The organism is Actinomadura gamaensis (genome assembly GCF_042652125.1).
GTDB classification, from domain to species: Bacteria; Actinomycetota; Actinomycetes; order Streptosporangiales; family Streptosporangiaceae; genus Spirillospora; species Spirillospora gamaensis.
In genome coordinates, this window is record NZ_JBHSIT010000004.1 from 120,301 (window position 1) to 144,059 (window position 23,759).

The 23,759-nt window shown below is 71.1% G+C and carries 20 protein-coding genes and 1 riboswitch; of the genes, 15 read left to right on the top strand and 5 right to left on the bottom strand.

All coding sequences use genetic code 11. The features are described from left to right. The first annotated feature begins 13 nt into the window (after positions 1-13). Positions 14-1,222, top strand: a complete 1,209-nt coding sequence (locus tag ACFPCY_RS14675) for an arginine deiminase (protein ID WP_378255349.1) — start codon at positions 14-16, stop codon at positions 1,220-1,222. Positions 1,223-1,535: 313 nt separating this feature from the next. On the opposite strand, the gene ACFPCY_RS14680 is transcribed toward ACFPCY_RS14675, so the two are convergent. From ACFPCY_RS14680 to ACFPCY_RS14695, 4 genes are all read right to left on the bottom strand, one after another. Further along, complete coding sequence (locus ACFPCY_RS14680; protein WP_378255351.1) at positions 1,536-2,060, bottom strand: ATP-binding protein; 525 nt, start codon at positions 2,058-2,060, stop codon at positions 1,536-1,538. 587 nt (positions 2,061-2,647) lie between these two features. Continuing rightward, positions 2,648-4,513 carry a sensor histidine kinase gene (locus tag ACFPCY_RS14685; protein WP_378255353.1) on the bottom strand — a complete coding sequence of 622 codons (1,866 nt, stop codon included), beginning with the start codon at positions 4,511-4,513 and terminating at the stop codon, positions 2,648-2,650. A gap of 494 nt (positions 4,514-5,007) precedes the next feature. Next, positions 5,008-6,357 (bottom strand): purine-cytosine permease family protein, encoded by a 1,350-nt coding sequence (locus tag ACFPCY_RS14690; RefSeq protein WP_378255355.1) that lies wholly within the window; start codon positions 6,355-6,357, stop codon positions 5,008-5,010. Further along, a riboswitch (TPP riboswitch) is annotated at positions 6,347-6,464 on the bottom strand. (Overlaps the previous gene by 11 nt.) Positions 6,465-6,525: 61 nt before the next feature. Then, positions 6,526-6,861 (bottom strand): rhodanese-like domain-containing protein, encoded by a 336-nt coding sequence (locus tag ACFPCY_RS14695; protein ID WP_378255356.1) that lies wholly within the window; start codon positions 6,859-6,861, stop codon positions 6,526-6,528. 250 nt (positions 6,862-7,111) lie between these two features. Here ACFPCY_RS14695 and ACFPCY_RS14700 point away from each other — a divergent pair, with 250 nt between their 5' ends. Further along, positions 7,112-7,558: an SSI family serine proteinase inhibitor gene (locus tag ACFPCY_RS14700; RefSeq protein ID WP_378255359.1), complete on the top strand. Its 447-nt coding sequence runs from the start codon at positions 7,112-7,114 to the stop codon at positions 7,556-7,558. Between the two features lie 174 nt (positions 7,559-7,732). On the opposite strand, the gene ACFPCY_RS14705 is transcribed toward ACFPCY_RS14700, so the two are convergent. Beyond that, entirely contained in the window at positions 7,733-8,596 is an 864-nt protein-coding gene (locus tag ACFPCY_RS14705; protein WP_378255360.1) for an Fpg/Nei family DNA glycosylase, read from the bottom strand. Positions 8,597-8,982: 386 nt separating this feature from the next. Between ACFPCY_RS14705 and ACFPCY_RS14710 the strand changes: the two genes are divergently transcribed. The 13 genes from ACFPCY_RS14710 to ACFPCY_RS14770 all read left to right on the top strand — a co-directional run bounded on the left by ACFPCY_RS14710 (position 8,983) and on the right by ACFPCY_RS14770 (position 23,675). Then, entirely contained in the window at positions 8,983-9,186 is a 204-nt protein-coding gene (locus tag ACFPCY_RS14710) for a heavy-metal-associated domain-containing protein (RefSeq protein ID WP_378255362.1), read from the top strand. 91 nt (positions 9,187-9,277) lie between these two features. Further along, complete coding sequence (locus tag ACFPCY_RS14715; RefSeq protein ID WP_378255364.1) at positions 9,278-10,213, top strand: hypothetical protein; 936 nt, start codon at positions 9,278-9,280, stop codon at positions 10,211-10,213. A gap of 93 nt (positions 10,214-10,306) precedes the next feature. Beyond that, a complete protein-coding gene (locus ACFPCY_RS14720; RefSeq protein ID WP_378255366.1) occupies positions 10,307-12,562 on the top strand; it encodes a heavy metal translocating P-type ATPase in 2,256 nt (751 codons plus the stop codon). A 190-nt stretch (positions 12,563-12,752) separates the two neighbouring features. Then, positions 12,753-14,099: a methyltransferase domain-containing protein gene (locus ACFPCY_RS14725; protein WP_378255368.1), complete on the top strand. Its 1,347-nt coding sequence runs from the start codon at positions 12,753-12,755 to the stop codon at positions 14,097-14,099. Beyond that, positions 14,096-14,869 (top strand): glycosyltransferase family protein, encoded by a 774-nt coding sequence (locus ACFPCY_RS14730; RefSeq protein WP_378255370.1) that lies wholly within the window; start codon positions 14,096-14,098, stop codon positions 14,867-14,869. Before ACFPCY_RS14725 ends, ACFPCY_RS14730 begins: the two co-directional genes overlap by 4 nt. Positions 14,870-15,128: 259 nt before the next feature. Beyond that, a complete protein-coding gene (locus ACFPCY_RS14735; protein ID WP_378255371.1) occupies positions 15,129-15,770 on the top strand; it encodes a PIG-L deacetylase family protein in 642 nt (213 codons plus the stop codon). 9 nt (positions 15,771-15,779) lie between these two features. Then, entirely contained in the window at positions 15,780-16,796 is a 1,017-nt protein-coding gene (locus tag ACFPCY_RS14740) for an NAD-dependent epimerase/dehydratase family protein (RefSeq protein WP_378255372.1), read from the top strand. After that, a complete protein-coding gene (locus ACFPCY_RS14745) occupies positions 16,793-18,064 on the top strand; it encodes a DUF4910 domain-containing protein (protein ID WP_378255373.1) in 1,272 nt (423 codons plus the stop codon). The genes ACFPCY_RS14740 and ACFPCY_RS14745 overlap by 4 nt, the downstream gene beginning before the upstream one ends. Beyond that, complete coding sequence (locus ACFPCY_RS14750; protein ID WP_378255375.1) at positions 18,061-19,110, top strand: hypothetical protein; 1,050 nt, start codon at positions 18,061-18,063, stop codon at positions 19,108-19,110. Before ACFPCY_RS14745 ends, ACFPCY_RS14750 begins: the two co-directional genes overlap by 4 nt. After that, entirely contained in the window at positions 19,107-20,693 is a 1,587-nt protein-coding gene (locus ACFPCY_RS14755) for a lipopolysaccharide biosynthesis protein (protein WP_378255377.1), read from the top strand. Before ACFPCY_RS14750 ends, ACFPCY_RS14755 begins: the two co-directional genes overlap by 4 nt. A 6-nt stretch (positions 20,694-20,699) precedes the next feature. Then, positions 20,700-21,587 carry a glycosyltransferase family 2 protein gene (locus ACFPCY_RS14760; RefSeq protein WP_378255379.1) on the top strand — a complete coding sequence of 296 codons (888 nt, stop codon included), beginning with the start codon at positions 20,700-20,702 and terminating at the stop codon, positions 21,585-21,587. A 173-nt stretch (positions 21,588-21,760) separates the two neighbouring features. Beyond that, positions 21,761-22,939, top strand: a complete 1,179-nt coding sequence (locus ACFPCY_RS14765; RefSeq protein ID WP_378255381.1) for a hypothetical protein — start codon at positions 21,761-21,763, stop codon at positions 22,937-22,939. 10 nt (positions 22,940-22,949) lie between these two features. Further along, positions 22,950-23,675 carry a YveK family protein gene (locus tag ACFPCY_RS14770; RefSeq protein ID WP_378255383.1) on the top strand — a complete coding sequence of 242 codons (726 nt, stop codon included), beginning with the start codon at positions 22,950-22,952 and terminating at the stop codon, positions 23,673-23,675. The last annotated feature ends 84 nt before the right edge of the window (positions 23,676-23,759 follow it).

The window sequence follows — 23,759 nt, forward strand, 5'->3', positions numbered from 1 at the left end:
TAGACTGCGAAAGGTGACGCAGACGACGAACGGACACCGGGTCACCAGCGAGGTCGGACGGCTGCGGACCGTCCTGCTGCATCGCCCGGGGGCCGAGCTCAAGCGGCTGACGCCGCGCAACAGCGCCAAGCTGCTGTTCGACGCGATCCCCTGGGTGGGCCGGGCGCAGGAGGAGCACGACGCGTTCGCCCAGGCGCTCCGCGACCGCGACGTGGAGGTCCTGTACGTCTCCGAGCTCCTCCAGGACGCCCTGGAGTTCGAGGCCGCGCGGGACGAGGCGATCGCGCAGGTGATCGACGACCATCGCTGGGGCGACCAGCTCCGCCGCGTCGTCGAGGGCCATCTGCGCGACCTGCACCCCGAGGACCTCGCCCACACGCTCGTGGCGGGCCTCGCGCACGAGGAGCTGAAGTCCGCGCACGGGCTGGTCTACCGGCTCATGGACGAGCTGGACTTCATCATCGACCCGCTGCCCGGGCTGCTGTTCACGCGCGACTCCAGCGCGTGGGTCGGCGACCGCGTCGCGCTGACGAGCTTCGCGATGCCCGCCCGCCGCAACGAGTCCGCGCTCACCGGCCTGATCTACCGGCACCATCCGCGCTTCGCGGGCGTCGAGCCGGTGTACGACCCGTCCATGGAACACGTCGAGGGCGGCGACATCATGCTGCTCAGCCCCGGCGTCGTCGCCGTCGGCACCGGCGAGCGGACGACCCCGGCGGGCGTCGAGCGGCTGGCCCGGCAGCTTTTCGCCGCGGGGCTGGCCCACACCGTCCTGGCCGTCCCGATCGCGCAGGAACGCGCGACCATGCACCTCGACACCGTCTGCACGATGGTGGACGTCGACACCGTCGTCATGTACCCGCCGGTCGCCTACTCGCTGGAGGCGTTCACCGTCACGGCGTCGAACGGCGACCTGCGCGTCTCCGGCCCGCGCCTCTTCCTGGACGCCGCCGCCGAGGCCATGGGCCTGGACCGCCTCAAGGTCATCGACACCGGCCTCGACCCGGTGACGGCCGAACGCGAGCAGTGGGACGACGGCAACAACACGCTCGCCGTGGCGCCACGCGTCTGTGTCGCCTACGAGCGGAACGTGGAGACGAACTCCCAGCTCGAGGCCGCCGGGATCGAAGTGATCCGCATCACGGGCAGCGAGCTGGGCACCGGCCGAGGCGGCCCCCGCTGCATGTCCTGTCCCATCCTCCGCGACGCCCCAGCCGCCTGACCTTCCGCGAGGCGCTGGTGCCGCGGACTCGGGAGGAGGCCACCCGAGCCAATCCGCCAACGCCCGCGCTAAGGCCGCAGCGTGAGCTGGGCGGAACAGCACGCCCTTTCGCTCGCCGCTCCACAGACACGCTCCGTCGTCAACGTACCGCTCGCTGAGCTGGCAAAACTCGCCACCTGACGGGCCGTAGAAGCAAAGAAAAACGGCCCCTGGGAGGACCAGGGGCCGGACGTGGATAGCTCGGGCGGTGTCGACGGGGGCACGACAGCGCCCGAGCTTGAAGAGGACCATACAAGGTGAAGCTGCTGTCCGACTAGCCGGGGTATGCCCGACTTGCCGATGTTTCGTGGTGGACGGCTCCGGGGGCGTCCGGATCGGGTCCGCCGAAGGGCTCGGGCAGGTCCGCGAACTCCCTGAAATCGGGCACGGCGCTCGCGGCCATGCGCGACTCGGGACTGAACCGCGGCGCGTAGAGCCGGGCCCACACCGTGGTGGCCCCGTCCTCGCGCCGGACGCCCCAGCCTTCGGCGAGCGTCTCGACGATCCCGAGCCCGCGCCCGCCGAGCGAGGACAGCGTGCCCGGTCCGCGCCGGGGCTCGGTCGTGGCGCCGCCGTCGCTCACCGAGATCTCGATGAGGTCGCCGCGCCGGGTCCAGGTGACCCGGACCTGTCCGGAGGGCAGCGGGCGCGCGTGCCGCAGGGCGTTGCTGATCAGCTCGCTCACGATGACACTGGCGTCGTCGACGACCGACTCGCCGACTCCCGAGGCGGTCAGCTCCGAGCCGAGGCGCCTGCGCGCGACCGCGACGCTGGACGGTGCGTGAGGTAGCAGTACCACGCTCGACGCCCTCACCTCCCCCTGAATCCCCGTGCTCGGATGACCCCCGTCATTCCGTTACGACCGAAATGCCCATTACGACGTCCCCCGAAACCGGGGCGAACCGCCTGTGCGCGTCCCCTGACCGGCTTCACGCACCCTCACCCCCGCTCATGGACGGCCATCATGGATCTATCCAGCCCCCGAAGGCTTTACTCCTCACGCGCACGTTTCGTCCGTCACACCACGCGGACACCACACTTTTCCGCCCCACCCCCGGCTCCCACCAGTCAAGACCATGGCCCGATCCGGCCACAACCCCCAACATCACCACCAACCCGACATCCCCACCCAAGCGGGACGACGAACGTGGACGGCACACCGTTACCCTCCGTGAGTTCCGGACCCGGGCTTCACCTTGAAGCCGTCAGAGCCAGTTCCCCACCGAGCAGACGCGAACGCAGTCGCCGGCTCGGCACCTCGCGGCAGAAGCCAACCCGAGAAGCGAGCCAAGAACCCGACCCCGAAAGCCGCCCCACCAAAGGGGCGGGACGAGGCGGACAGCGGGGCGGGACAAGGCGGACAGCGAGGGCAGGGGCAGGGGGCGGTCAGGGAGTTCGGCGCAGGGTGAGGCGCATGCAGGTGCCGGGGCCTTGGGCGGCGGGGAGGGCCGTGATGGTGCCGGACTGGGCCTCGGTCAGGCGTTTGACGATGTAGAGGCCCAGGCCGATGCCGCCGAAGCGGCGGCGGTCGCCCGCCTCGCCCTGGACGAAGCGTTCGAAGATGCGCTCGTGATCGCCCGGGGCGATGCCGATGCCCTCGTCGGTGACGGTCACGATCAGGTCGGGGCCCTCGCAGTAGGCGCGGACGCGGACGACGCCGCCGTCCGGGGAGTACTTGAAGGCGTTCTCCAGGAGCTGGCCGAGGACGATGTCGGTGGCGAGCGCGTCGCCCTGGCAGGACGGCAGGTCGGGCTCGATCTCCAGTTCCACGCGGTGCAGCGGGGACAGGGAGCGGAACCCGGCGACGACACCGGTGATCACGTGGGCGAGGTCGAACGCGTCGATGGTGACGGCGAGTTCGTCCGCGCCCGCGCGGGAACCGAGCAGCAGGTGCTCGACCAGCCGGGACAGCGACTCCGCCCGGTCGGCGATGGTCGCGACGGCGCTGCGGCGGTCGGCGTCCGGCAGCTCGTCCCAGCGGTTGACGAGCGTGCTGGCGAAGCCGCGGACGACCGTGATCGGCGTGCGCAGCTCGTGGCTGGTGGTGGCGAGGAACAGGTCCTTCGCCTCCTCCAGCGCCTTCGCCTCGGACACGTCGCGGAAGTCGACGACCAGCTCGTCGGTCTCGGCGACCTCGGCGGCCAGCACCTCCAGCCACACCCCGGACGGCAGGCGCAGCGTGCGGATGCTCCCGGGCGCGGGCGCGTCGAACGGCAGCGGGCCGCCGAGCACCTGCTCGGTCGGGACGCCGGTGAGCCGGGTCGCGGCCGGGTTCCACTGGCAGACCAGGCCGTCCCGGTCGAGCACGGCGATCCCGTCGGCGCTCGCGTCGATCACCGCCCGCTCGTGCGCGCGCTGCCGGACGGCCTCGGCGAACGCGACCGCGTTGCCGACCGCGACCCCCGCGTGCCCGGCGAGCAGTTCGAGCAGCTCCAGCTCGGTGTGCCCGGGCCGGCGCTTGGAGAACAGCGCGTACAGGGCACCGTACGGCCGGTTCTGCAGGAACGACAGGCCGAGCGTGATCGTGTGCAGGCCGGGCAGTTCCGACCAGATCAGATCGCCGAGCCGCCGCTCGCCTCCGGCCAGCTTGACCGTCTTGCCCGTCCGGAGCAGGTCGCCGACCAGGCTGGACCGCAGGTCGGCGGTCGCGCCGCGCACCCGTTCGGGCAGCCCGGCCATGCTCACCAGCCGCAGCCGCTCGCCCTCGATCCGGACGAACCCGGCGGCGTCCGCCCCGGTCAGCTCGATCAGCGCCGCGGTGATCCGGTCGAGCACCACGGCGAGGTCGAGCTCGGCGTTCAGGTCGGCGACGATGTCGTTCAGCCGCCGGACGAGCCGGGCCCGCTCGGCCATGTGGTGCTGGACGACCTCGTCCTCCTCGACGGGGTGGTAGACGCCGACCCAGCCGAGCGGCACGCCCTCCGCGTCCCTGAGCAGGCTGGTGTCGATCCGGACGTCGATCAGCTTGCCGCTCCGGCAGAACCGCCGGGTGGCGATCGAGATCCGGCCGCTGTCGCCCTCGCCGGCCCGGCGCGTGAGCAGCCGCTCCTGCACCGCGTTGTGCTCGGCCTTGAGCTCGTCCGGGACGATCGGCGGCACCCGACCCATCATCTCGGCCGCCGTCCAACCGAACATCCGCTCGGCCGCCGGGTTCCACACCGTCACCCGGTGCTCGTGGTCCACGGCCACGATCGCATCGGCGGCGCTCTCGATGACGGCGCGCGCGATCGGGTCGTGAACGTGGAGTCGCACGCCCTCATGCTGCCATCGCATCACCTCCTCCTGCCGGGCAACCGTCCCTGAAAGGTCTCACCGCACCACCCCGTCCCACCGGAAACTCTTCGCCTCTCCGATCCCGGACACCACCCGCGCCACCCGCGCACCACCCAGTCTGCGCCGCGCGTCTTCACCAGCCAACTCGCGAGCCGATCTGTGGATAACTCCAAGAACCCGCAGCTCAACGCACTGATCTTTCAGACCCTCATTTGCGACCGCGCCCGCTCCGGGCCAACATCCACTCACCGAGAGTCCGGCGCGTCCCGCCGCGAACATCGACCGTCAACGCGCTCGCCGCCTCGCATCGCCCGCAGCAAGTGACAACGCCCTGCCCCCGGCGCGAGCATCGGCGGCGGCGCGGGGTCAGTCGGTGGGGCGGGTCAGTCGGTGGGGCGGGGTCAGTCGGTGGGGCGGGGTCAGTCGGTGGGGCGGGGTCAGTCGGTGGGGCGGGGTCAGTCGGTGGGGCGGGGTCAGTCGGTGGCGCGGGAGCGGGAGAGAGGAGTGAGGAGAAGGGTGGCCGCCGCGGCGGCAAGGAAGGAGAAGAGGGACGCGCTCATCCAGGACGCCGGGGTGAAGTGGAGGGTCTTCTGGACGTGCTGCCAGAGGTCGGTCCAGTGGGCGACGGTGCCGGGGTTGATCAGCTGGTAGACGGCGATGCCGAGGAGCCAGGCGACGATCATGTTCCAGCGGGCCGGGGCGGTGCGGGAGGTGTTCCAGCCGCGGCGGCCGCTGCCCAGGAAGAAGTCGGCGGCGAGGACGCCGAGCATGGGCACGAAGACCGACCCGATCAGTGAGAGGAAGTCGGCATAGTCGTTGATGTCCAGGGCGAGGGCCAGGACGGTGATCAGGACGCCCAGGGCGACCGACAGCACGCGGCGGTCGGCGCGCGGGACGAGGTTCTGGATCGACACGGCCGTGGAGTAGACGTTCGCGAACGACTGGTCGGCCTCCCGGACGACGAAGATCGCGAAGATGAGGGCGCCCAGGGTGACGTGCAGGAACGGGTCGTAGATCCGGGACGCGTCGCCCGCCACGAGGGCCAGCGCGAACAGGCCCAGCACGTAGGCGACGATCTGCGTGATCGAGTAGCCGACCGCGGCGGCGCCGAAGGCGGCCCGCCGGGTCCGGGAGTGGCGGGTGTAGTCGGCGGCGACCGGGACCCACGAGATGGACACCGCCAGCGCCGCGTCCGCGCCGAGCCAGAAGCCGTTCCAGGAGCCCTTGTTCAGGTCGGGCAGCGGCTCGCGCAGGAGCTGGACGTAGAAGTAGACCAGCGCGACGCAGACCGCGATCGTCACGTAGCGGCGGAGCAGCCGGACGGAGCCGAGCGGCCAGATCGTCAGGACGGTCGTGATCACTCCGGCGGCGATCACGTAGGCCCACCGCGGGACGCCGTCCCAGAGGGCGCGGGCCGCGCCGGCGATGGTGATCAGTTCGAAGGTGCCCCAGCCGATCAGCTGCGCGATGTTCAGCACGGTCGGCAGGTAGGACGGGCGGGCCCCGAACAGGCCGCGGAGCAGCACCATCGCGGGCTGGCCGGTGCGCGCGCCGGGGACGGCGGCCAGGCCCAGCATCAGGCCGCCGATCACCGTTCCGACGATCATCGCGGTGATGCCCGCCATGATCGAGATCGTCGGCGTGCCGTCCTCGGTGGGGGCGAGGACGGTGTACGCGCCGGAGAACGCGAGGAGGCTGACGCCGAGGTTGGCCCAGAAGGCCGACTGGTCCCAGAAGCCCAGCACCCTGGGCGCGGGCTGGTCGAGGGTGTACGGGGCCTCGTCGCGCGGCGCGCCGACGGACTCCTGCTGCACAGCGGACACTGCACGCTCCCTACGCCGGCATTATCCGGACAGGTTCATGCGGTCGGCGGCGCCGCTGGTATGCCGCCCTCTCAGCCCGGTCGGCCCGAGCTCCCGCGGTGTTCCGTTAAGACGGGCAAATCGTACATCGAACGTTCCAGGGTGCGGAACGCCCACGGGCCCGCGCTCTCAGGCGACGTGCGGCGGCGCGTCGGTGTGCCCGTCCAGCGGACGTCCCGCCTCCGCCCAGCGCTTCATCCCGCCGTCCACGTTCCTGGCGGACCACCCCGCCTGGTTGAGCGCCACCGTGACCTGCGCCGACCGCATCCCGGACCGGCACACGACCAGGATCTCCCTGTCCCGGGGGATCTCGGCGGCGCGGTCGCTCAGCTCGCCCATCGGGATGTGCACCGCTTCCGGCGCGTGCCCGGCGTCCCATTCGTACTGCTCGCGGACGTCCAGCAGGTACGCGCCGTCCGGCACCTCCGCGGCGTCCACGGCAGGGACGTCGTCCCCGAAGTACATCCGAACCTCCTTGGAAGCCCCCGCCGCCCGGACGGGAACCTTCGAAACCACAGATCGGAGCGCGAATCACGCGCGCTCCGGGCCGTCCTCGGCACGCCGATCAGCCCACGACAGCAGTCTCACACACGCGAACTCCCCGTCACCGCCCGGGCGGCGGCTCCCTCCGCGAGAAGACCGAACGCCACAGCTCATCTGGGATGAGTGGAACCGTCCGGACTCCTCCCACGTCGAATCCTCTATGCGGTATCGGATGCTCCTTTTCACCCCGGCCGCCCTGGCCCTGGTGTTCTCGGCCGCCGCCTGCGGCTCCGAGCACGCCGGGTCGGGGTCGTCGGCGCCCCCGCCGAAGGACACGGTCGCGCCCAGCGCGTCCTCCGCGAACCACCTGACCGTCAGCTACCGCGCCTCGGCTCAGGCCCCCGCGAAGACCTGGACGCTGACCTGCGATCCGACCGGCGGCGACCATCCCAAGGCGGCCCAGGCCTGCGCGTCCCTGGCCAAGACCCCGGACGCGTTCAAGCCCGTCCCGCCCGACATGATGTGCACCAAGATCTACGGCGGCCCGGAGATCGCCACGGTCAAGGGCACCTGGCACGGCCGGCCCGTCGACACCGAGTTCACCCGGGTGGACGGCTGCCAGCTGGCCCGCTGGCACAAGGTCGCGCCGCTCTTCGGCGACGTCCCGCCCGTCCGCTGACGCGACGACCGGAAAGCTCCGCACACCCACCGGCCCGGGCGCGCCTCACCCCGCCGCCGCGCCCCGCCCAGCCCTGCGCCCCGCCCAGCCCTGCGACACGTCCGCCCCTGCGACGCGTCCGCCAAGCCCGGCGTTCAAGCGCAACGCACGCCGGCGGCACATACCCCCGGCGGGTTATTTGAGCAGGCGGGAGAGGCGGCGGTCGGCTAGCGGTTTGCCGTTGGTCTGGCAGGTGGGGCAGTACTGGAGGGAGGAGTCGGCGAAGGAGACTTCGCGGACGGTGTCGCCGCAGACCGGGCATTTCTGCCCGGTGCGGCCGTGGACGCGCAGGCCGGTCTTCTTCTCGGCCTTGAGGTCCTGCGCGGCGAGGCCCTCGGAGCGGGCCACGGCGTCGCGCAGGGTGGTGATCATCGCGTCGTAGAGGGTCTGGACCTCCTCGTCGGTCAGGGTGTTCGCGATCTTGAACGGGGACATCTTCGCCGCGTGCAGCACCTCGTCGGAGTAGGCGTTGCCGATGCCCGCGACGATCTTCTGGTCGCGCAGCAGCCCCTTGATCTGGGTGCGCTTGCCGCGCACGATGCCCGCGAGCGTCTCCACCGTGAAGGACGGGTCGAGCGGGTCGGGGCCGAGCGTGGCGACGCCCTCGACGTCCGCCGGGTCGTGGACGACGTAGACGGCCAGGCCCTTCTTGGTGCCGGCCTCGGTGAGGTCGAAGCCGGAGCCGTCGTCGAGGTGGACGCGCATGGCCAGCGGGTTCTTGCCGCCGGGCCGGACGGGCTTGACCGGCAGCTCGTCGCGCCAGCGCAGCCAGCCCGCGCGGGCCAGGTGGACGACCAGGTGCAGGCCGTCCACGTCGATGTCGAGGAACTTGCCGTGCCGCGCGACGCCGGTGACCGTCAGCCCGCCGAGCGACGTGATCGGCGGGTCGTAGGTCTTCAGCGCGGAGATGGCGAGAACATCGACGCGGGCGACGGCGTGGCCGACCGCTCGCTCGCGCAGGAACGCGGCGAGCGACTCCACCTCGGGAAGCTCGGGCATGCTTCACATTATCCGAGGCCCCACCACTTTCCACAGCGCTGTGGAAGCCTGTGGAAAACCCTGTGCACAGCACGACCGGAGGCCGCGCATCGCATCGTCGAGCCGGATATACCTTGGCAAATACCCCCATCCGACCGGCCCGTCCGTCCGGACGCCGGTTCGGCACATGTGGATAACCGTCCCGCCACGGACCGCCCAAGCTTCGGTCATCCGTGCTAGCCGGGCGCCGCGTCCCTCCACCGCATTCCGGGCGATGTGACCTGAATCTCGCAATAACCCCTAGGGGGTAGGGGTTGCAGCGTACGAGACGCTGTGGCAACATGAGGTCCACGAGATACCCCCCAGGGGTACCGAGGGACCGAACGAGACACCGAGGAGCCAGGGACATGAGCACCGCCACCTACACCGTCACCGGAATGACCTGCGGCCACTGCGTCAGCTCGGTCAAGCAGGAGGTCGGCTCGATCGACGGCGTCACCGGCGTCGACGTCGAGCTGGCCAGCGGCAAGGTGACCGTCACCAGCGACTCCCCGCTGGACGACGCCGCCTTCCGCGCCGCGATCGACGAGGCCGGATACGAGGTCGCCTGACCCGGTGCCGCGGTGCCGCGGCGGGACCCGCCCCAGCGCGGGGACGCCGCGGCGCCCGAGCCGCCGGGCCGGACCGGAAGGACGGATGGCGATGAGGACCACGACGAGAGTCGGCGCGTACGTACTGGGACTGGCGGCCGTGTTCGGCGGCGCGCTGGGAATCGGGACGGTGACCGGATCGGTGGGCGCGAAGGCCGACAGCGGGCACCACATGGCCGGTGAGAACGGCTCGGACGGAGGGCACGACATGAACGGCGGACACGGCGGCGGCGCGCACGGCGGCGCGCACGCGGGACACGGCGGCGGCACCGGTACTCCCGGAGGGCTCCAGGTCTCCGCGGACGGCTACACCCTCGCCCCGCAGACCACGACGATCACCCCCGGCGTCAAGACGGACTTCAGGTTCACCGTGACCGGCCCGGACGGCAAGCCCGTCACCCGGTACACGCCGCAGCACGGCAAGGAGGTGCACCTGATCCTGGCGCGCCGCGACCTGTCGGGCTTCCAGCACCTGCACCCGACCGCGGTCGGCGGCGGCGTCTGGTCCGTCCCGATCACGGTGACGGAGGCGGGGACCTACCGTTTCTTCACCGACATCAAGCCCGAGGGCGCGGCGAGCGGGCTCACGCTCGGCACGGACGTGTTCGCCCCCGGGAACTTCCAGCCCAAGGCCGTCCCGCAGCCCGAGCAGACCGCCGAGGTCGACGGCTACGAGGTGACGCTGAAGGGCGAGCTGACGCCCGGCAAGCCGAGCCCGCTGACGCTGACCGTCAGCAAGGGCGGCCTGCCGGTCACCGACCTGGACCCGTACCTCGAGGCCTACGGCCACCTGGTCGCGCTCCGCAGCGGAGACCTCACCTACCTGCACGTCCACCCGGAGGGCGAGCCCGGCGACGGCAAGACCAGGCCAGGCCCCGACATCACCTTCGACGCGGACGTCCCGAGCGCGGGCACCTACCGCCTCTACCTCGACTTCCAGCACGCGGGGACCGTCCACACGGCCGAGTTCACCGCCGTCGCGAAGTAGCGACACCCGAGCGAGCCACAGACCGACCGAGCAGACCTCGAAGACGCGTGACAGCGAGAACGCGGACGCGCCGGAACCGCGAAAGGAGCAGCGATGGCCGCGCAAGCACCTCCCACAGGCCACATCGAGCTGGCGATCGGCGGGATGACCTGCGCTTCCTGCGCCGCCCGCATCGAGAAGAAGCTCAACCGCATGGAGGGCGTCACCGCCACGGTCAACTACGCGACCGAGAAGGCGACGGTCGAGTTCCCCGAGGGGGTGACCCCCGATGACCTGATCGCCACCGTCGTCAAGACCGGTTACACCGCCGAGCTGCCCGCCCCGCCGAAGAGCGCCGGGGACGGCGCGGAGCCGGAGCCGCAGGACGAGCTGAAGCCGCTGCGGCAGCGGCTGGTCACGGCGCTGGTGCTGGCCGTCCCGGTGATCGCGCTGGCGATGGTCCCCGCGTTCCAGTTCCGCAACTGGCAGTGGATGTCGCTGGTGCTGGCCGCGCCCGTGGTCGTCTACGCGGGCTGGCCGTTCCACCGGGCCGCCTGGACGAACCTGCGGCACGGCGCGGCGACCATGGACACGCTGGTCAGCCTGGGCACGCTCGCCGCGTTCGGCTGGTCGCTGTGGGCGCTGTTCCTGGGCGACGCGGGCGAGCCGGGCATGAAGCACGGCTTCGAGTTCTCCATGACCAGGTCGGACGGGTCGTCCAACATCTACCTGGAGGCGGCGGCCGGCGTCATCGCCTTCATCCTCGCCGGACGGTACTTCGAGGCGCGTTCCAAGCGGCGCGCCGGTGCCGCCCTGCGCACCCTGCTCGAACTGGGCGCGAAGGACGTCGCGGTCATCCGGAACGGCGCCGAGCAGCGCGTCCCGATCGACCAGCTGAACGTCGGTGACGTGTTCGTCGTCCGGCCCGGCGAGAAGATCGCCACCGACGGGGTCGTCGAGGAGGGCACGTCCGCCGTGGACGCGTCCCTGCTCACCGGCGAGTCCGTGCCGGTGGAGGTCGCGCCCGGGGACGCCGTGGTCGGCGCGACGGTCAACGCGGGCGGACGGCTGCTCGTCCGCGCCACCAGGGTCGGCTCCGACACGCAGCTCGCGCAGATGGCGAAGCTGGTCGAGGACGCGCAGACCGGCAAGGCCCAGGTGCAGCGCCTCGCGGACCGGATCTCCGGGGTGTTCGTGCCGATCGTGATCGCGCTCGCCGTGGCGACGCTCGGCTTCTGGCTCGGCACCGGGGACGGCGTGGCCGCCGCGTTCACCGCCGCGGTCGCCGTGCTGATCATCGCCTGCCCGTGCGCGCTCGGCCTCGCGACCCCGACCGCGCTGCTTGTCGGGACGGGCCGGGGCGCCCAGCTGGGCATCCTGATCAAGGGTCCGGAGGTGCTGGAGTCCACCCGCCGCGTCGACACGGTCGTGCTGGACAAGACCGGCACCGTGACCAGCGGCCGGATGGCGCTGGTGAAGGTCGTCGCGGACGGCGCGGACGAGGACGAGGTGCTGCGGCTGGCCGGGGCGCTGGAGCACGCCTCCGAGCACCCGATCGCCCAGGCCATCGCGAAGGGCGCGGCCGACCGGGTCGGCGAGCTGCCGCAGGTGAACGACTTCGGCAACATCGAGGGGCTGGGCGTCCAGGGCGTGGTGGACGGGCACGGCGTCCTCGTCGGCCGGCCGAAGCTGCTCGCCGAGTGGGAGCAGCACCTCACGCCGAGGCTGGAGGAGGCGATGGCCGAGGCGGCCGCGCGCGGCGAGACCGCGGTCGCGGTCGGCTGGGACGGCAGGGCGCGCGCCGTGCTGACCGTCGCGGACCAGATCAAGCCGACCTCGGCGGAGGCGATCGGGCAGCTGCGCGCCCTGGGCCTGCGTCCGGTGCTGCTGACCGGAGACAACGAGGCGGTGGCCCGGACGGTCGCGGACCAGGTCGGCATCGACGAGGTGATCGCCGAAGTGCTGCCCGCCGACAAGGTGGACGTGGTGAAGCGGCTCCAGGCCGAGGGCCGAACGGTCGCGATGGTCGGGGACGGCGTGAACGACGCGGCGGCGCTCGCGCAGGCCGACCTGGGCCTCGCGATGGGCACCGGCACGGACGCGGCGATCGAGGCGTCCGACCTGACGCTCGTCCGCGGCGACCTGCGGTCGGCGGCCGACGCGATCCGGCTCTCCCGCCGGACGCTCGCGACGATCAAGGGGAACCTGTTCTGGGCCTTCGCCTACAACGTGGCGGCGCTGCCGCTCGCGGCGACCGGCCTGCTCAACCCGATGATCGCGGGCGGCGCGATGGCCTTCTCGTCGGTCTTCGTGGTGAGCAACAGCCTCCGGCTCCGCCGGTTCCGCCCGCTCACCGCGAACGCCGCCTGACGCGGACCGCCGAGCGCGCAGACGGCGAGCGCCGAGCGCGCGGGCGAGGAGTACGCGGGAGGAGGTCCGGCCCTTCGGGGCCGGACCTTCTTTCTGTCGTTTAGAGCAATTCCGGATAGTCACTCGATCGGCCGCCAGGTCGCCCTTTTTAGGCAGTGGTCACTATCTGTGGCCGCTTGTGGTCATACCCGTGGAGAACGAAAGATCGCTGGTCATGCTGGGGTCGTTCAGCGGGGACGAGACGCCGGTTCCGAGTGGGGAACCGGACGCGCCGGGGGTGGCTTTGAACGATCCGAGCAGCGGTGTGGCCGAGTGCCGGTTGTGCGGCGCGAAGGATCTCCTGAGCGTCGTCGACCTCGGCGCCACGCCGCCGTGCGAGCTCTTCCTGACGGCCGACCGGCTGGACGCGCCGGAGCTGACCTATCCGCTGCACCTGCGGGTCTGCCGGGAGTGCCGGCTGGCGCAGCTCCCGCCGCTGATCACGCCGGAGGAGACGTTCACCGAGTACGCCTACTTCTCGTCCTACTCAGACTCGTGGGTGCGGCACGCGAAGGCGTACGTGGACGCGGCGGTCGGACGGGTCGCGCCCGGATTCGTCGTGGAGGTCGCCAGCAACGACGGCTACCTGCTCCAGCATGTGCGGGAAAAGGGCATCCGTTGCCTGGGAATCGAACCGTCCGCGAATGTCGGGGAAGCGGCGCGCGAGAAGGGCGTCCCGACGCTGACGGAGTTCCTGACCGAGGAGACCGGGAAACGGGTCAGGGCCGAGCACGGACCCGCCGATCTCGTCGCGGCGAACAACGTTTACGCCCACATCCCGGACATAGTCGGCTTCACCCGGGGACTGCGCGCGCTCGTCGCCGACGACGGCTGGGTCTCGATCGAGGTCCAGTACCTCGCGACGCTCATGGAGCTCGGCCAGTACGACACGATCTACCACGAGCACTTCCAGTACTACACGGTCGCGTCCGCGCAGCGCGCGCTGGCGAGCGGCGGCCTCATCCTCGTGGACGTCGAGCTCCTGCCCACGCACGGCGGCTCGATCCGGCTGTGGGCCCGTCCGCAGGGAGAACCCAACGCGCGCGTGCACGAGCTGCTGCGTAAGGAGCGCGAACAGGGGCTGCACAGCGACGAGGGCTACACGGCGTTCGCGCAGCGCGTCGCCAAGGTCCGGCGCGACCTGCTGAAGTTCCTGATAGGCGCGGCCGAAGAAGGCAAGACGGTCGTCGGATACGGAGCGCCCGGCAAGGGCAACACCTTGCTGAACCACTGCGGCATCCGTTCGGACCTGCTCGCCTACACGGTCGACCGGAACCCCTACAAGCACGGCCGTTTCACTCCGGGGACGCGCATCCCGATCCTCCCGCCCGAGCGGATCGCCGAGGACCGTCCCGACTACGTGCTCGTCCTGCCCTGGAACCTGCGGGACGAGCTGTCCGAGCAGCTCGCCTACGTGCACGACTGGGGCGGACGGCTCGTCTTCCCGATCCCCGAACTGGACATCGTGGACGCCGCGCGCCTGGAGGGCCGGTCATGAAGGTGGTGCTTTTCTGCGGCGGGCTCGGGATGCGGATGCGCACCGGCACGCCCGGCGACGTGCCGAAACCGATGCAGCTGGTCGGGCCGCGGCCGCTGCTGTGGCACGTGATGCGCTACTACGCGCATTTCGGCCACACCGAGTTCATCCTGTGCCTCGGCCACGCGCCGCACCACATCACGGACTTCTTCCTCCACTACACCGAGACGCACTCCAACGACTTCCGGCTGCGCGGCGGGCGGGTCGAGCTGCTGTCCAACGACATCTCCGACTGGGAGATCACGTTCGTGGACACCGGCGCCGACTCGCCGATCGGGGAGCGGCTGCGGCGCGTCCGGCCGTACCTGGACGGCGACGAGACGTTCCTCGCGAACTACGCCGACGTGCTCACCGACGCGCCGCTGCCGGACATGATCGACCGGTTCGCCGCGTCGGACGCGTCCGCCTCGATGATGGTGGTGCCGCCGACCGACTCGTTCCACTGCATCGAGCTCGGCCCGGACGGCCGCGCGTCCGGGATCACCCCGGTCACCGACATGCCGGTGTGGATCAACGGCGGCTACTTCGTCCTGCGCCAGGAGATCTTCGACCACCTGCCCGAGGGCGGCGACCTGGTCGCCGACGCCTGCGTGGCGCTCGCGAAGACCGGCGGCCTGCTCACCTACCCGTACCGGGGCTACTGGCGCCCCACCGACACCGTGAAGGAGCGCCTCGCCCTGGACGAGGCGTACCTGCGCGGCGACCGCCCGTGGGCGGTCTGGGAACGGTGACCGATCCCGCCTTTTCCGGAGCGGCGGGGAGACGGCCCCGTGACTCCGGAGAGACGACGAGCGACGGGCGGCTCCGCGATCTCGCCGGGCCGTGGAAGGGCGGGACGGCTCCGCGCCTCGGGCGACGCGCGGGCCGAGGCGGTGCCGGCCGGCCCCGGGGCGGGGCGCTGCCGGAGGGAGGCGGCCGGGCCCGGGGCGGGGCGCGGCCGGAGAGAGGCGGCCGCGGCCGGGGCGCGGCGGTGACCGGGACGAGGAGAAGATGATCAGTCTGACGCCGGGGCACTGCGAGGAGGTCCTGCTGCTCGGGGCGCACTGCGACGACGTGCCCATCGGGGCGGGCGGGACGCTGCTCCAGCTGTGCCGGGCCAACCCGGGGCTGCGCGTGCGGGCGCTGATCCTGTCGGGCGCCGGGACGGTCCGGGAGGCGGAGGAGCGGGAGGCGCTGGACGCGTTCTGCCCGAAGGCGCGGCTGGAGGTGGCCGTCCTCGACATGCCGGACGGCCGGCTGCCCGCCTACTGGGAGCGCACGAAGGAGGCGCTGGAGGAGGTGCGGCGCGGCTGCGAGCCGGACCTCATCCTCGCGCCGACCGCGACGGACGCGCACCAGGACCACCGGGGCCTGGCCAAGCTCGTCCCCACCGTCTTCCGCGACCACATGACGCTCGGCTACGAGATCCTCAAGTGGGAGTCGGACCTCCGGCAGCCGGAGGTCTTCGTGCCCCTGGACGAGGCCGTGGTCGCCGAGAAGATCGACCTGCTGCACCGCTGCTACCCCTCCCAGCTCGACCGTTCCTGGTTCGACGACGAGACGTTCCGCGGCCTCGCGCGCGTGCGCGGGGTGCAGGCGGGCGACCGCTACGCCGAGGGTTTCCACACCAGCAAGCTCACCATCCGATTCTGAGGAGCTGCCGTGCGCGTCCTGCTCACCGGCCATCAGGGATATCTCGGCACGGTCATGGCGCCCGTGCTGACGGCGGCCGGTCACGAGGTCACCGGCCTCGACTCCGGGCTGTTCGCCGACTGCGTGCTCGGGCCGTCCCCGGACGACCCGCCCGCGCTGGGGGCCGACATCCGGGACGTCGAGGCCGGCGCGCTCGCCGGCTTCGACGCGGTGGTGCACCTCGCGGCGCTGTCGAACGACCCGCTGGGGTCGCTGCGCCCCGAGATCACCTACGACATCAACCACCACGCCGCGTCCCGGCTGGCCCGGCTCGCCCGGGACGCCGGCGTGCGGCGCTTCCTCTACGCCTCGACCTGCTCGGTGTACGGCGCGAGCGGCGACTCGCTGGTGGACGAGGACGCCCCGCTCCGTCCCGTCACCCCGTACGCCGAGTCCAAGGTACGGGTCGAGGACGACATTTTCGGGCTGGCGGACGCCGGCTTCTCCCCCGTCTCGCTCCGCAACGCGACGGCCTTCGGGTTCTCGCCCCGGCTCCGCGCGGACATCGTGCTGAACAACCTCGTCGGGCACGCGCTGCTGTCCGGGGTGGTGAAGGTGCTGTCGGACGGCACTCCGTGGCGTCCGCTCGTGCACGCGCGCGACATCGCGTCCGCGTTCGCGGCCGTGCTGGACGCCCCGCGCGAAGCCGTCCACGCCAAGGCGTTCAACGTGGGCACCGAACGCAACAACCTTCAGGTCAAGCAGATCGCGGAGCACGTGCATGAGGCCGTGCCCGAAGCGGAGTTGCTCATCACGGGGGAGACGGGCGGAGACCCCCGTTCCTACCGCGTCGACTTCTCCCGCATCCGGAAGGCGCTTCCGGGCTTCGACTGCGAATGGTCCGTTGCGGACGGCGCGACGGAACTCGCCGACGCCTACCGCAACTACGGCCTGACGCAGGAGGCGTTCGACCGCCGCTTCACGCGCCTGGCCCGCCTCGCCGACCGCCGCGAGGCGGGCACGCTCGACGAGAACTTCCGGCCATGACACCGGACGAGATGCAGGCTCTGGTGGAGCGGCTGTATCCGCTCTGCCGGAGCATCACGGGGGACGGCGTCCGCAAGACGCTCGCCATCGTGGGGGAGTACCTTCCGTCCCTGCGCGCGCACGAGGTCCCGACCGGAACGCACGTGCTCGACTGGGAAGTCCCCCGCGAGTGGAACATTCGCGACGCGCACATCACGGACATCGCGACGGGGGAGCGCATCGTCGATTTCCGGGAGCTGAACCTGCACGTCGTCGGTTACAGCACCCCCGTGCACGCGACGATGATGATGGAGGACCTCGCTCCGCATCTCCATACGCTGCCCGACCAGCCGTCCCTGGTTCCCTACAGGACGAGCTACTACGCCGAGACGTGGGGCTTCTGCCTGAGCGAGGAGACTCGCGCGTCCATGGGGGACGGCCCGTTCGAGGTTGTCATCGACTCCACCTTGGAAGACGGGCATCTCACCTACGGCGAGGCCGTCATTCCGGGGGCCAGCGATAGGGAAGTGCTCGTTTCCTGCCACGTCTGCCATCCGTCCTTGGCGAATGACAATCTGGCGGGCATCGCCGTAGCCGTCGCATTGGCGCAGCGCCTCCGCGAGCCTCACCACACGTTCCGCTTCATCTTCGCTCCCGGAACCATCGGGGCCATTACCTGGCTGGCCCGCAACCGGGAACGCGTGGACTCCATCGCCCACGGGCTGACCATCGCGTGCGCAGGAGACGAAGGCCAGATTCATTACAAGCGGAGCCGCCGAGGCGACGCTCCTATAGACCGGGCCTTCGAGTACGTGCTCCAGGGACGTCCGCACACGATTCTCGACTTCTCCCCCTACGGCTACGACGAACGCCAGTACTGCTCCCCCGGATTCAACCTTCCTGTGGGATCGCTGACGCGGACGCCCTACGCCGGATATCCCGAGTACCACACGTCCGGTGACAATCCGTCGTTCGTCTCCCCTGCGGGCATGAGCGACACGCTCGAAACGCTGTGGGAGACCGTCCAGGTACTGGAGCGCGACCGGACGTACCTGAACCTGAGTCCCTACGGCGAACCCCAACTGGGACGCCGTGGCCTGTACGCGTCCCTGGGCGGACGCAGCGACACCGAACAGGCCCAGATGGCGATGCTGTGGGTGCTGAACCTGTCCGACGGCGAGCACGGCCTCCTCGACATCGCCCGCCGATCCGACCTGCCGTTCGCCACCGTCGCCGCCGCGGCCGACGCCCTGCGCGACGCCGGACTCCTCAAGGAGCTGCAACCATGACCGAGCTGAAAGCGGGCGACGTCGTCGAGGTGAGGGGCGCCGAGGAGATCCTCGCGACCCTGGACGAGCGGGGCGAGCTGGAGGGCCTCCCGTTCATGCCGGAGATGCTCGCCTACTGCGGCCGGCGGATGACCGTCCACAAGGTCGCGCACAAGCTCTGCGACACCATCAGCCGCTCCGGTATGCGGCGGATGGAGAACGCCGTCCACCTGACCGAGGCGCGCTGCGACGGGTCGTCCCACGGCGGCTGCCAGACGGCGTGCTCGCTGTACTGGAAGGACGCCTGGCTCAAGCGCGTCGGCTCAGGACCCGCTAACGCGCAGCCTCCGGCAGGCAGGCAGTCTGCGGCGGAGGGCGCGCAGCCTGCGGCGGGGAGCGCGCAGTTGGCGGCGGAGGACGACGCGGGCGTCCGCAAGCTGCTCCCCTTGCTCGAGGTCAATACGCGCAAGGAACCCGACGCGGACGGCGAGATCCGCTACTCGTGCCAGGCGACCGAGCTGCTGCGCGCCGCGCCGGAGCGTGTCGGTGTGAAGAACATCAGCCAGTTCGTGGAAGACGTCCGCACGGGGAACAACACGATCGGCGAGTCCGTGAAGGCGTTCCTGATCGGCGGCTACAACCGCTATCAGGACCTCACTCGCGAGCGCCTGCCCAAGCAGTTCCTCATCAACAAGGGGCTGCGGTGGGCTCTGTTCGAGGGAGCCCTCGACGGTCGCACGCCCGTAGAGAACCTGGACCTCAAGCCAGGCGAGCTCGTCCGGATCAAGTCTCGTGCCGAAATCATCAAGACGCTGAACAAGGACCTGCTCAACCGTGGCATGGGCTTCGAGAACGAGATGGCCCGCCACTGCGGGAAGACGGCTCGCGTGCGCGCGCGGGTGGAGAAGGTCCTCGACGAGCGCACCGGACGCCTCCTCACCATGAAGACGCCCTGCATCATCTTGGAGGGCCTCGTCTGTGAGGGCGCCTACAACTTCAACTGCCCGCGCGAGTTCGTCCCGTTCTGGCGGGAGATCTGGCTAGAGCGCGTACAGGACGCCCCTTGACCGACGACACCGGCCACGTGGCCGACAGCACGGGCCATGCGGCCGGCGACACTGGCCGTGGGGCCGACAGCAACGGCCAGGCCGCCGTAAGCGCAGAGGCAGGCGGGGGCGAAGCGGAACGGTCACTAGGGGCGAAGGCCAAGCGAGGGCTCAGCTGGAGCCTGCTGGGAACGGTCGGTACCAAGGCCGGGTCGTTCGCGCTCAACCTCGTGCTCGCGCGCTTGCTCGCGCCGAGGGACTTCGGTGTTTTCGCCATCGCGCTAGCGGCGTGGGCGTTCCTCATCCACATCAACGACGCGGGCATCATCGCGGCCGTCGTGCAGTGGCGCGGGAAGCTCGAGGAGATGGCCCCTACGGCGGCCGTCCTCGCGTTCGTCTCCAGTGCGCTCGTCTACGCCGCGTGCTGGTTCGCGGCTCCGTACTACGCGCATCTGGCCAACAGCGACGCTGCTACAGGACCGATCCGGTTGCTGTGCCTCGTCGTCGTCGTGGACGGCATCACGGCCGTCCGCAGCGGTTCCCTCATGCGCACGTTCAGGCAGGACACCATCGTCAAGGCGAACCTCGTCGGCCTCGTGTGCCAGGCGCCGGTCGCCGTGGCCTTGGCGCTCGCGCGTTTCGGCCCGTACAGCTTCGTGTGGGGACAGGTCGTCGCGTCCGTCGTGGCGGGCGCGCTCATCATGAAGTGGGCGGACGTCCCGGCCCGATTCGGGTTCGACCGGACCGTCGCGCGCCGGCTGCTGCGCTTCGGGCTGCCGCTCGCCGCGTCCCTTGGCATCGAGTCGGTGCTGCTCAACGCGGACTACGTGATCGTCGGGCACGTCCTCGGGACGGTCGCGATCGGCTACTACATGATCGCGTTCAACGTGTCGAGCTGGGTGCCGACGCTGGTCGGGCAGGCGATCCGGTACGTGTCCACGGCCGCGTTCTCGCGCCTGGCCGAACGGGACGACCCGGACTCGCTCTCCGACGGCGTCCGCCGCAGCCTGCCGCTGCTGCTCGCGTTCGTGTTCCCGGCGGCGGTGCTGCTCGCGACGCTCGCCGAGCCGCTGCTGACCCTGCTCTACGGCGCGCGGTGGACGCCCGGCGCGGTCGTGCTCGGGTTCCTCGCGGTCCTGATGGCCGTCCGGATGATCACCTCGCTGACGTTCGACGTGCTCACCGCCGCCGGACGCACCCGCGCGACGATGTGGCTGAACCTCGCGTGGGTCGTCGTGCTCGTCCCGGCGCTGCTCGCGGGCGTGCGGCTGGACGGCATCCGCGGCGTCGGCATGGCGCACGCGCTGGTCGGCGTGGCCGTCGCGCTGCCGCTCGCGCTGCTCGCGCTGCACCGCGCGGGCGTCCGGCTGGCCCCGGCGCTGCCCGCGCTCGTCCGTCCCGCGGTCGCCGCGGCGCTCACGGCCGCCGTCGTGCTCGGCGCCGACCGCGCCGTCACCGCGGCGGCCGGGCCGGTCGCGGCGGCGCGGCTGGTCGTCGCGGGCGGCCTCGGCGTCCTGGTCTACCTGCTGCTCGTCGTCCCGAGGGACGCGTTCGCGCGCGTCGCGCACCGCCTCCCGATCCCCGCCACGTCCAAGGAGGGCTGATCCGCCATGCCGCTGGTGACCATCGCGCTGCCCGTGCGCAACGCCGGGGAGCGCGTCGACCGGGTCGCCCGGTCGGTGCTCGGCCAGGACCATCCGGACCTGGAGTTCCTGATCTGCGACAACGCGTCCGACGACGACACCGCCGACCGGTGCCGCGCCCTCGCCGACCGCGACTACCGCGTCACCTACCACCGGCACCCGGAGAACATCGGCATCCTGCCGAACTTCATGAGCGCGAGCCGCCTGGCGTCGGGAGAGTACTTCCGGTGGGTCAGCGACGACGACGTGCTCGAACCGACGCTGGTGTCCCGGTCGCTGGAGGTCTTCGGGAAGGACGAGCGGCTCGTCCTCGTCACGTCCCAGACGTCCTACACGAGCGATGAGGGCGTCGTGAGCACGTCCCCCTACACCGACGAGGGTCTCGGCTCGGACGACCCGCTCACGCGCTTCAAGGCGATGCTGCGGCTGCTGAACTCCAGCCATCTCCTCATCGACCCGCTTTATGGCCTTATCCGGCGGGACGTACTGGTCTCCCTGCCGCGCCGGAACATGCTGCGCGAGGACGAGGTGATGGCCACGAAACTCGCTCTCGCCGGCCCCTGGGGACACGTCGGCGAAGTGCTCGCGCACCGGCACTGGAAAACCGAGAAACCGGGCGTTCTCGCGCGCCGCCTGGGCGTCCCCTCATGGACGGCGCACTTCGCCACGACGCTCGAATGCCTGGAGATATACCGATGGGTATCCGACCCCCGGAACACTCCGGAACTCTCCGACGAGCAGCGCCGCCGCGCCTGCGCCGCCGTCCGCGCCACCTGGGCCCGCCGGGAACGGCGGGTGGCCGAGCACCGGGCCCGGAAACTCGCCCGCCTCGCGACCGGCCGCGACACCCGATGATCTGCAGTTTTCCACCGGCCGATAGTGGCCATGGCGGCACCTGGACCGATGAAAAAGGCACTACCGGGATGCACGATGACAGCGGCATGAATTGACCGGACGCGGCGGCGCGACGACGCCGGTCCGCGGAGTCGAACCGCCCTCGTCCGCGCGAGGGCCCACCGGGGGCACACATGGGTTTCTGGAAGACGATCCTGGGCATCGCCCGGAACCGGCTCATCGGGCCGCCCGTCGTCGTGCTCGCGCTCGGCGTCGCGGCGCTCGTGTTCGTGCTGACGCCGGTGACGTACGTCTCGTCCAGCCTGCTCGTGCTCACCACGCCGTCCGCCGGCGGCCTGGAGGACCCGAACCGCCCCGGCTGGACGACCAACCCGCTGCTCCAGTTCAACGACGGCCTGAAGACGACCGCCGCGATCCTCATCCAGGCCGCCGGCACCCGGGACGCGCTGACCAAGATGGGCGCGGGCCCCGGCAGCCCGGCCAAGGTCGTGATCAACGACGGGACCAGCAACGGCAAGGTCATGACCGCGAGCCAGACCGGGCCGTTCATCTTCGTGCAGGTCACGAGCACGCGCGAGGACTCGGTCACCGGGATCGTCCGCAACGCCGAGCAGTACCTGCGGACCGACCTCATCAACCGGCAACGCACCCTCGGCGCGCCGAAGCAGACCTACCTGATGCTCACCGACGTCGTCCCGGCGTCCCCGCCGCAGGCGAAGATGACGCAGAAGTGGGAGTTCGCCGGCGCGGCCTTCGGCGCGATCGTCTGCATGGGCTTCGGCATCGCCTACCTCGTCATCCGCCGCCGCTCCCTGCGCGCGGCCGCCGCCGAAACCCCGTACGACTTCTACTACGGCTCGGTGAAGGACGCTGCTCCGCTCCGTCCCGCCGCGCTCCTCTCGGCGGGATCCTCCGATTCCTCTCGGCGCGTCCGTCGGTACGACCCGTCCGCGTGGGAGGACGAGGATGACGACTCCCCGTCCAAGCACATCCCTCCGCTGCCGCTTTCCCGGAACGGCACGCGTCCGGCCGAACAGAACGGGCACCCGCCGTCCGACATCACCGACTACGGCCTTCCCCTGGACGCCGACCCCGCCGAAACCGTCCACGACCACCCCCGCAAGCGTCCGCACCCGAACACCTCCGGCCACGACGTCACCCGCGACCGCGAATCCGGACACGCAGGCGGACATGACCGAAATGGTGGGGACGACCAGGAGCACGAGCGGGAGAGGGAAAGCGGCGCACGGCAGGGGACCTCGGCGTTCGGGATCCTCGATGACGAGGCGGCGGCGCGCGAGCGGGAGGCGGGCGACGAGCCCCGGGACGCCCCGGCTCCCAGGGTGAGGTGAGCGCGGCACGATGGACTTCTGGAGCACGCTGCTGGTGCTGTTCCGGCGCTGGTACCTCACCGTCCCCGCGTTCCTGCTGTCGCTGGTGATGGCGGGCGCGGTGTTCGCGATGACGCCGTCGCACTGGGTCTCGACGTCGGTGCTCGTGCTGTCCAGCCCCAAGAACGGCGGCGACGTCACCGTCGACCAGCGCAAGCAGCCCGACCGGAACCCGCTGCTCATCTACGACCGGGGGCTGAGCGAGACCGCCGCGATCCTGATCCAGATCATGGGCTCACCCGAGATCGCGCAGCGCATCGGCGCACCCCCGGGCGGGGCCACGCAGGTGCAGGTCGGCAACGGGAGCACCAACCCCGAACTGCTCGACAACGGCCGTCCGTTCATCTACATCCAGGTGGACAGCACGTCCCCCGACATCGCCTTCAACACCAACACCAAGCTCGTCGAGGAGGCCAAGCGCGTCCTGGACGAGCGCCAGCACCGCCTCGGCGCTCCCCCGGCGACGTTCATCACGCTCAGCAGCGCCGTCCCGCCGACCACCCCGGTCGTCCAGCGCAAGGGCAAGAAACGCGCGGCCGTGGCCTTCATGGCCTTCTCCGTCATCGTCAGCCTCACCCTGGCCTACGGCGGCGAGAGCTACGCCCAGCACCGGCGCCGCCGCCGCGAATCCGCCGAGGCGGACAACCCGCCGCCCCGCCCACGCGCTCCCGAACCCGAGCCCGCTGGAGGGCACTGACCGTGCCCACCAACCCGTCCCCCGCCCCGGACCCCAACGCGCAAAACCAGCACCACGACGACGTCCAGCGCCGACGCGAGGCCG

Excerpts from the sequence above, each read along its gene's own strand:
- ACFPCY_RS14695 (WP_378255356.1), bottom strand. The coding sequence starts at position 6,861 with ATGTACTTCGGGGACGACGTCCCTGCCGTGGACGCCGCGGAGGTGCCG.
- ACFPCY_RS14700 (WP_378255359.1), top strand. The coding sequence starts at position 7,112 with ATGCTCCTTTTCACCCCGGCCGCCCTGGCCCTGGTGTTCTCGGCCGCC.
- ACFPCY_RS14705 (WP_378255360.1), bottom strand. The coding sequence starts at position 8,596 with ATGCCCGAGCTTCCCGAGGTGGAGTCGCTCGCCGCGTTCCTGCGCGAG.
- ACFPCY_RS14710 (WP_378255362.1), top strand. The coding sequence starts at position 8,983 with ATGAGCACCGCCACCTACACCGTCACCGGAATGACCTGCGGCCACTGC.
- ACFPCY_RS14715 (WP_378255364.1), top strand. The coding sequence starts at position 9,278 with ATGAGGACCACGACGAGAGTCGGCGCGTACGTACTGGGACTGGCGGCC.
- ACFPCY_RS14720 (WP_378255366.1), top strand. The coding sequence starts at position 10,307 with ATGGCCGCGCAAGCACCTCCCACAGGCCACATCGAGCTGGCGATCGGC.
- ACFPCY_RS14730 (WP_378255370.1), top strand. The coding sequence starts at position 14,096 with ATGAAGGTGGTGCTTTTCTGCGGCGGGCTCGGGATGCGGATGCGCACC.
- ACFPCY_RS14735 (WP_378255371.1), top strand. The coding sequence starts at position 15,129 with ATGATCAGTCTGACGCCGGGGCACTGCGAGGAGGTCCTGCTGCTCGGG.
- ACFPCY_RS14745 (WP_378255373.1), top strand. The coding sequence starts at position 16,793 with ATGACACCGGACGAGATGCAGGCTCTGGTGGAGCGGCTGTATCCGCTC.
- ACFPCY_RS14750 (WP_378255375.1), top strand. The coding sequence starts at position 18,061 with ATGACCGAGCTGAAAGCGGGCGACGTCGTCGAGGTGAGGGGCGCCGAG.
- ACFPCY_RS14760 (WP_378255379.1), top strand. The coding sequence starts at position 20,700 with ATGCCGCTGGTGACCATCGCGCTGCCCGTGCGCAACGCCGGGGAGCGC.
- ACFPCY_RS14765 (WP_378255381.1), top strand. The coding sequence starts at position 21,761 with ATGGGTTTCTGGAAGACGATCCTGGGCATCGCCCGGAACCGGCTCATC.
- ACFPCY_RS14770 (WP_378255383.1), top strand. The coding sequence starts at position 22,950 with ATGGACTTCTGGAGCACGCTGCTGGTGCTGTTCCGGCGCTGGTACCTC.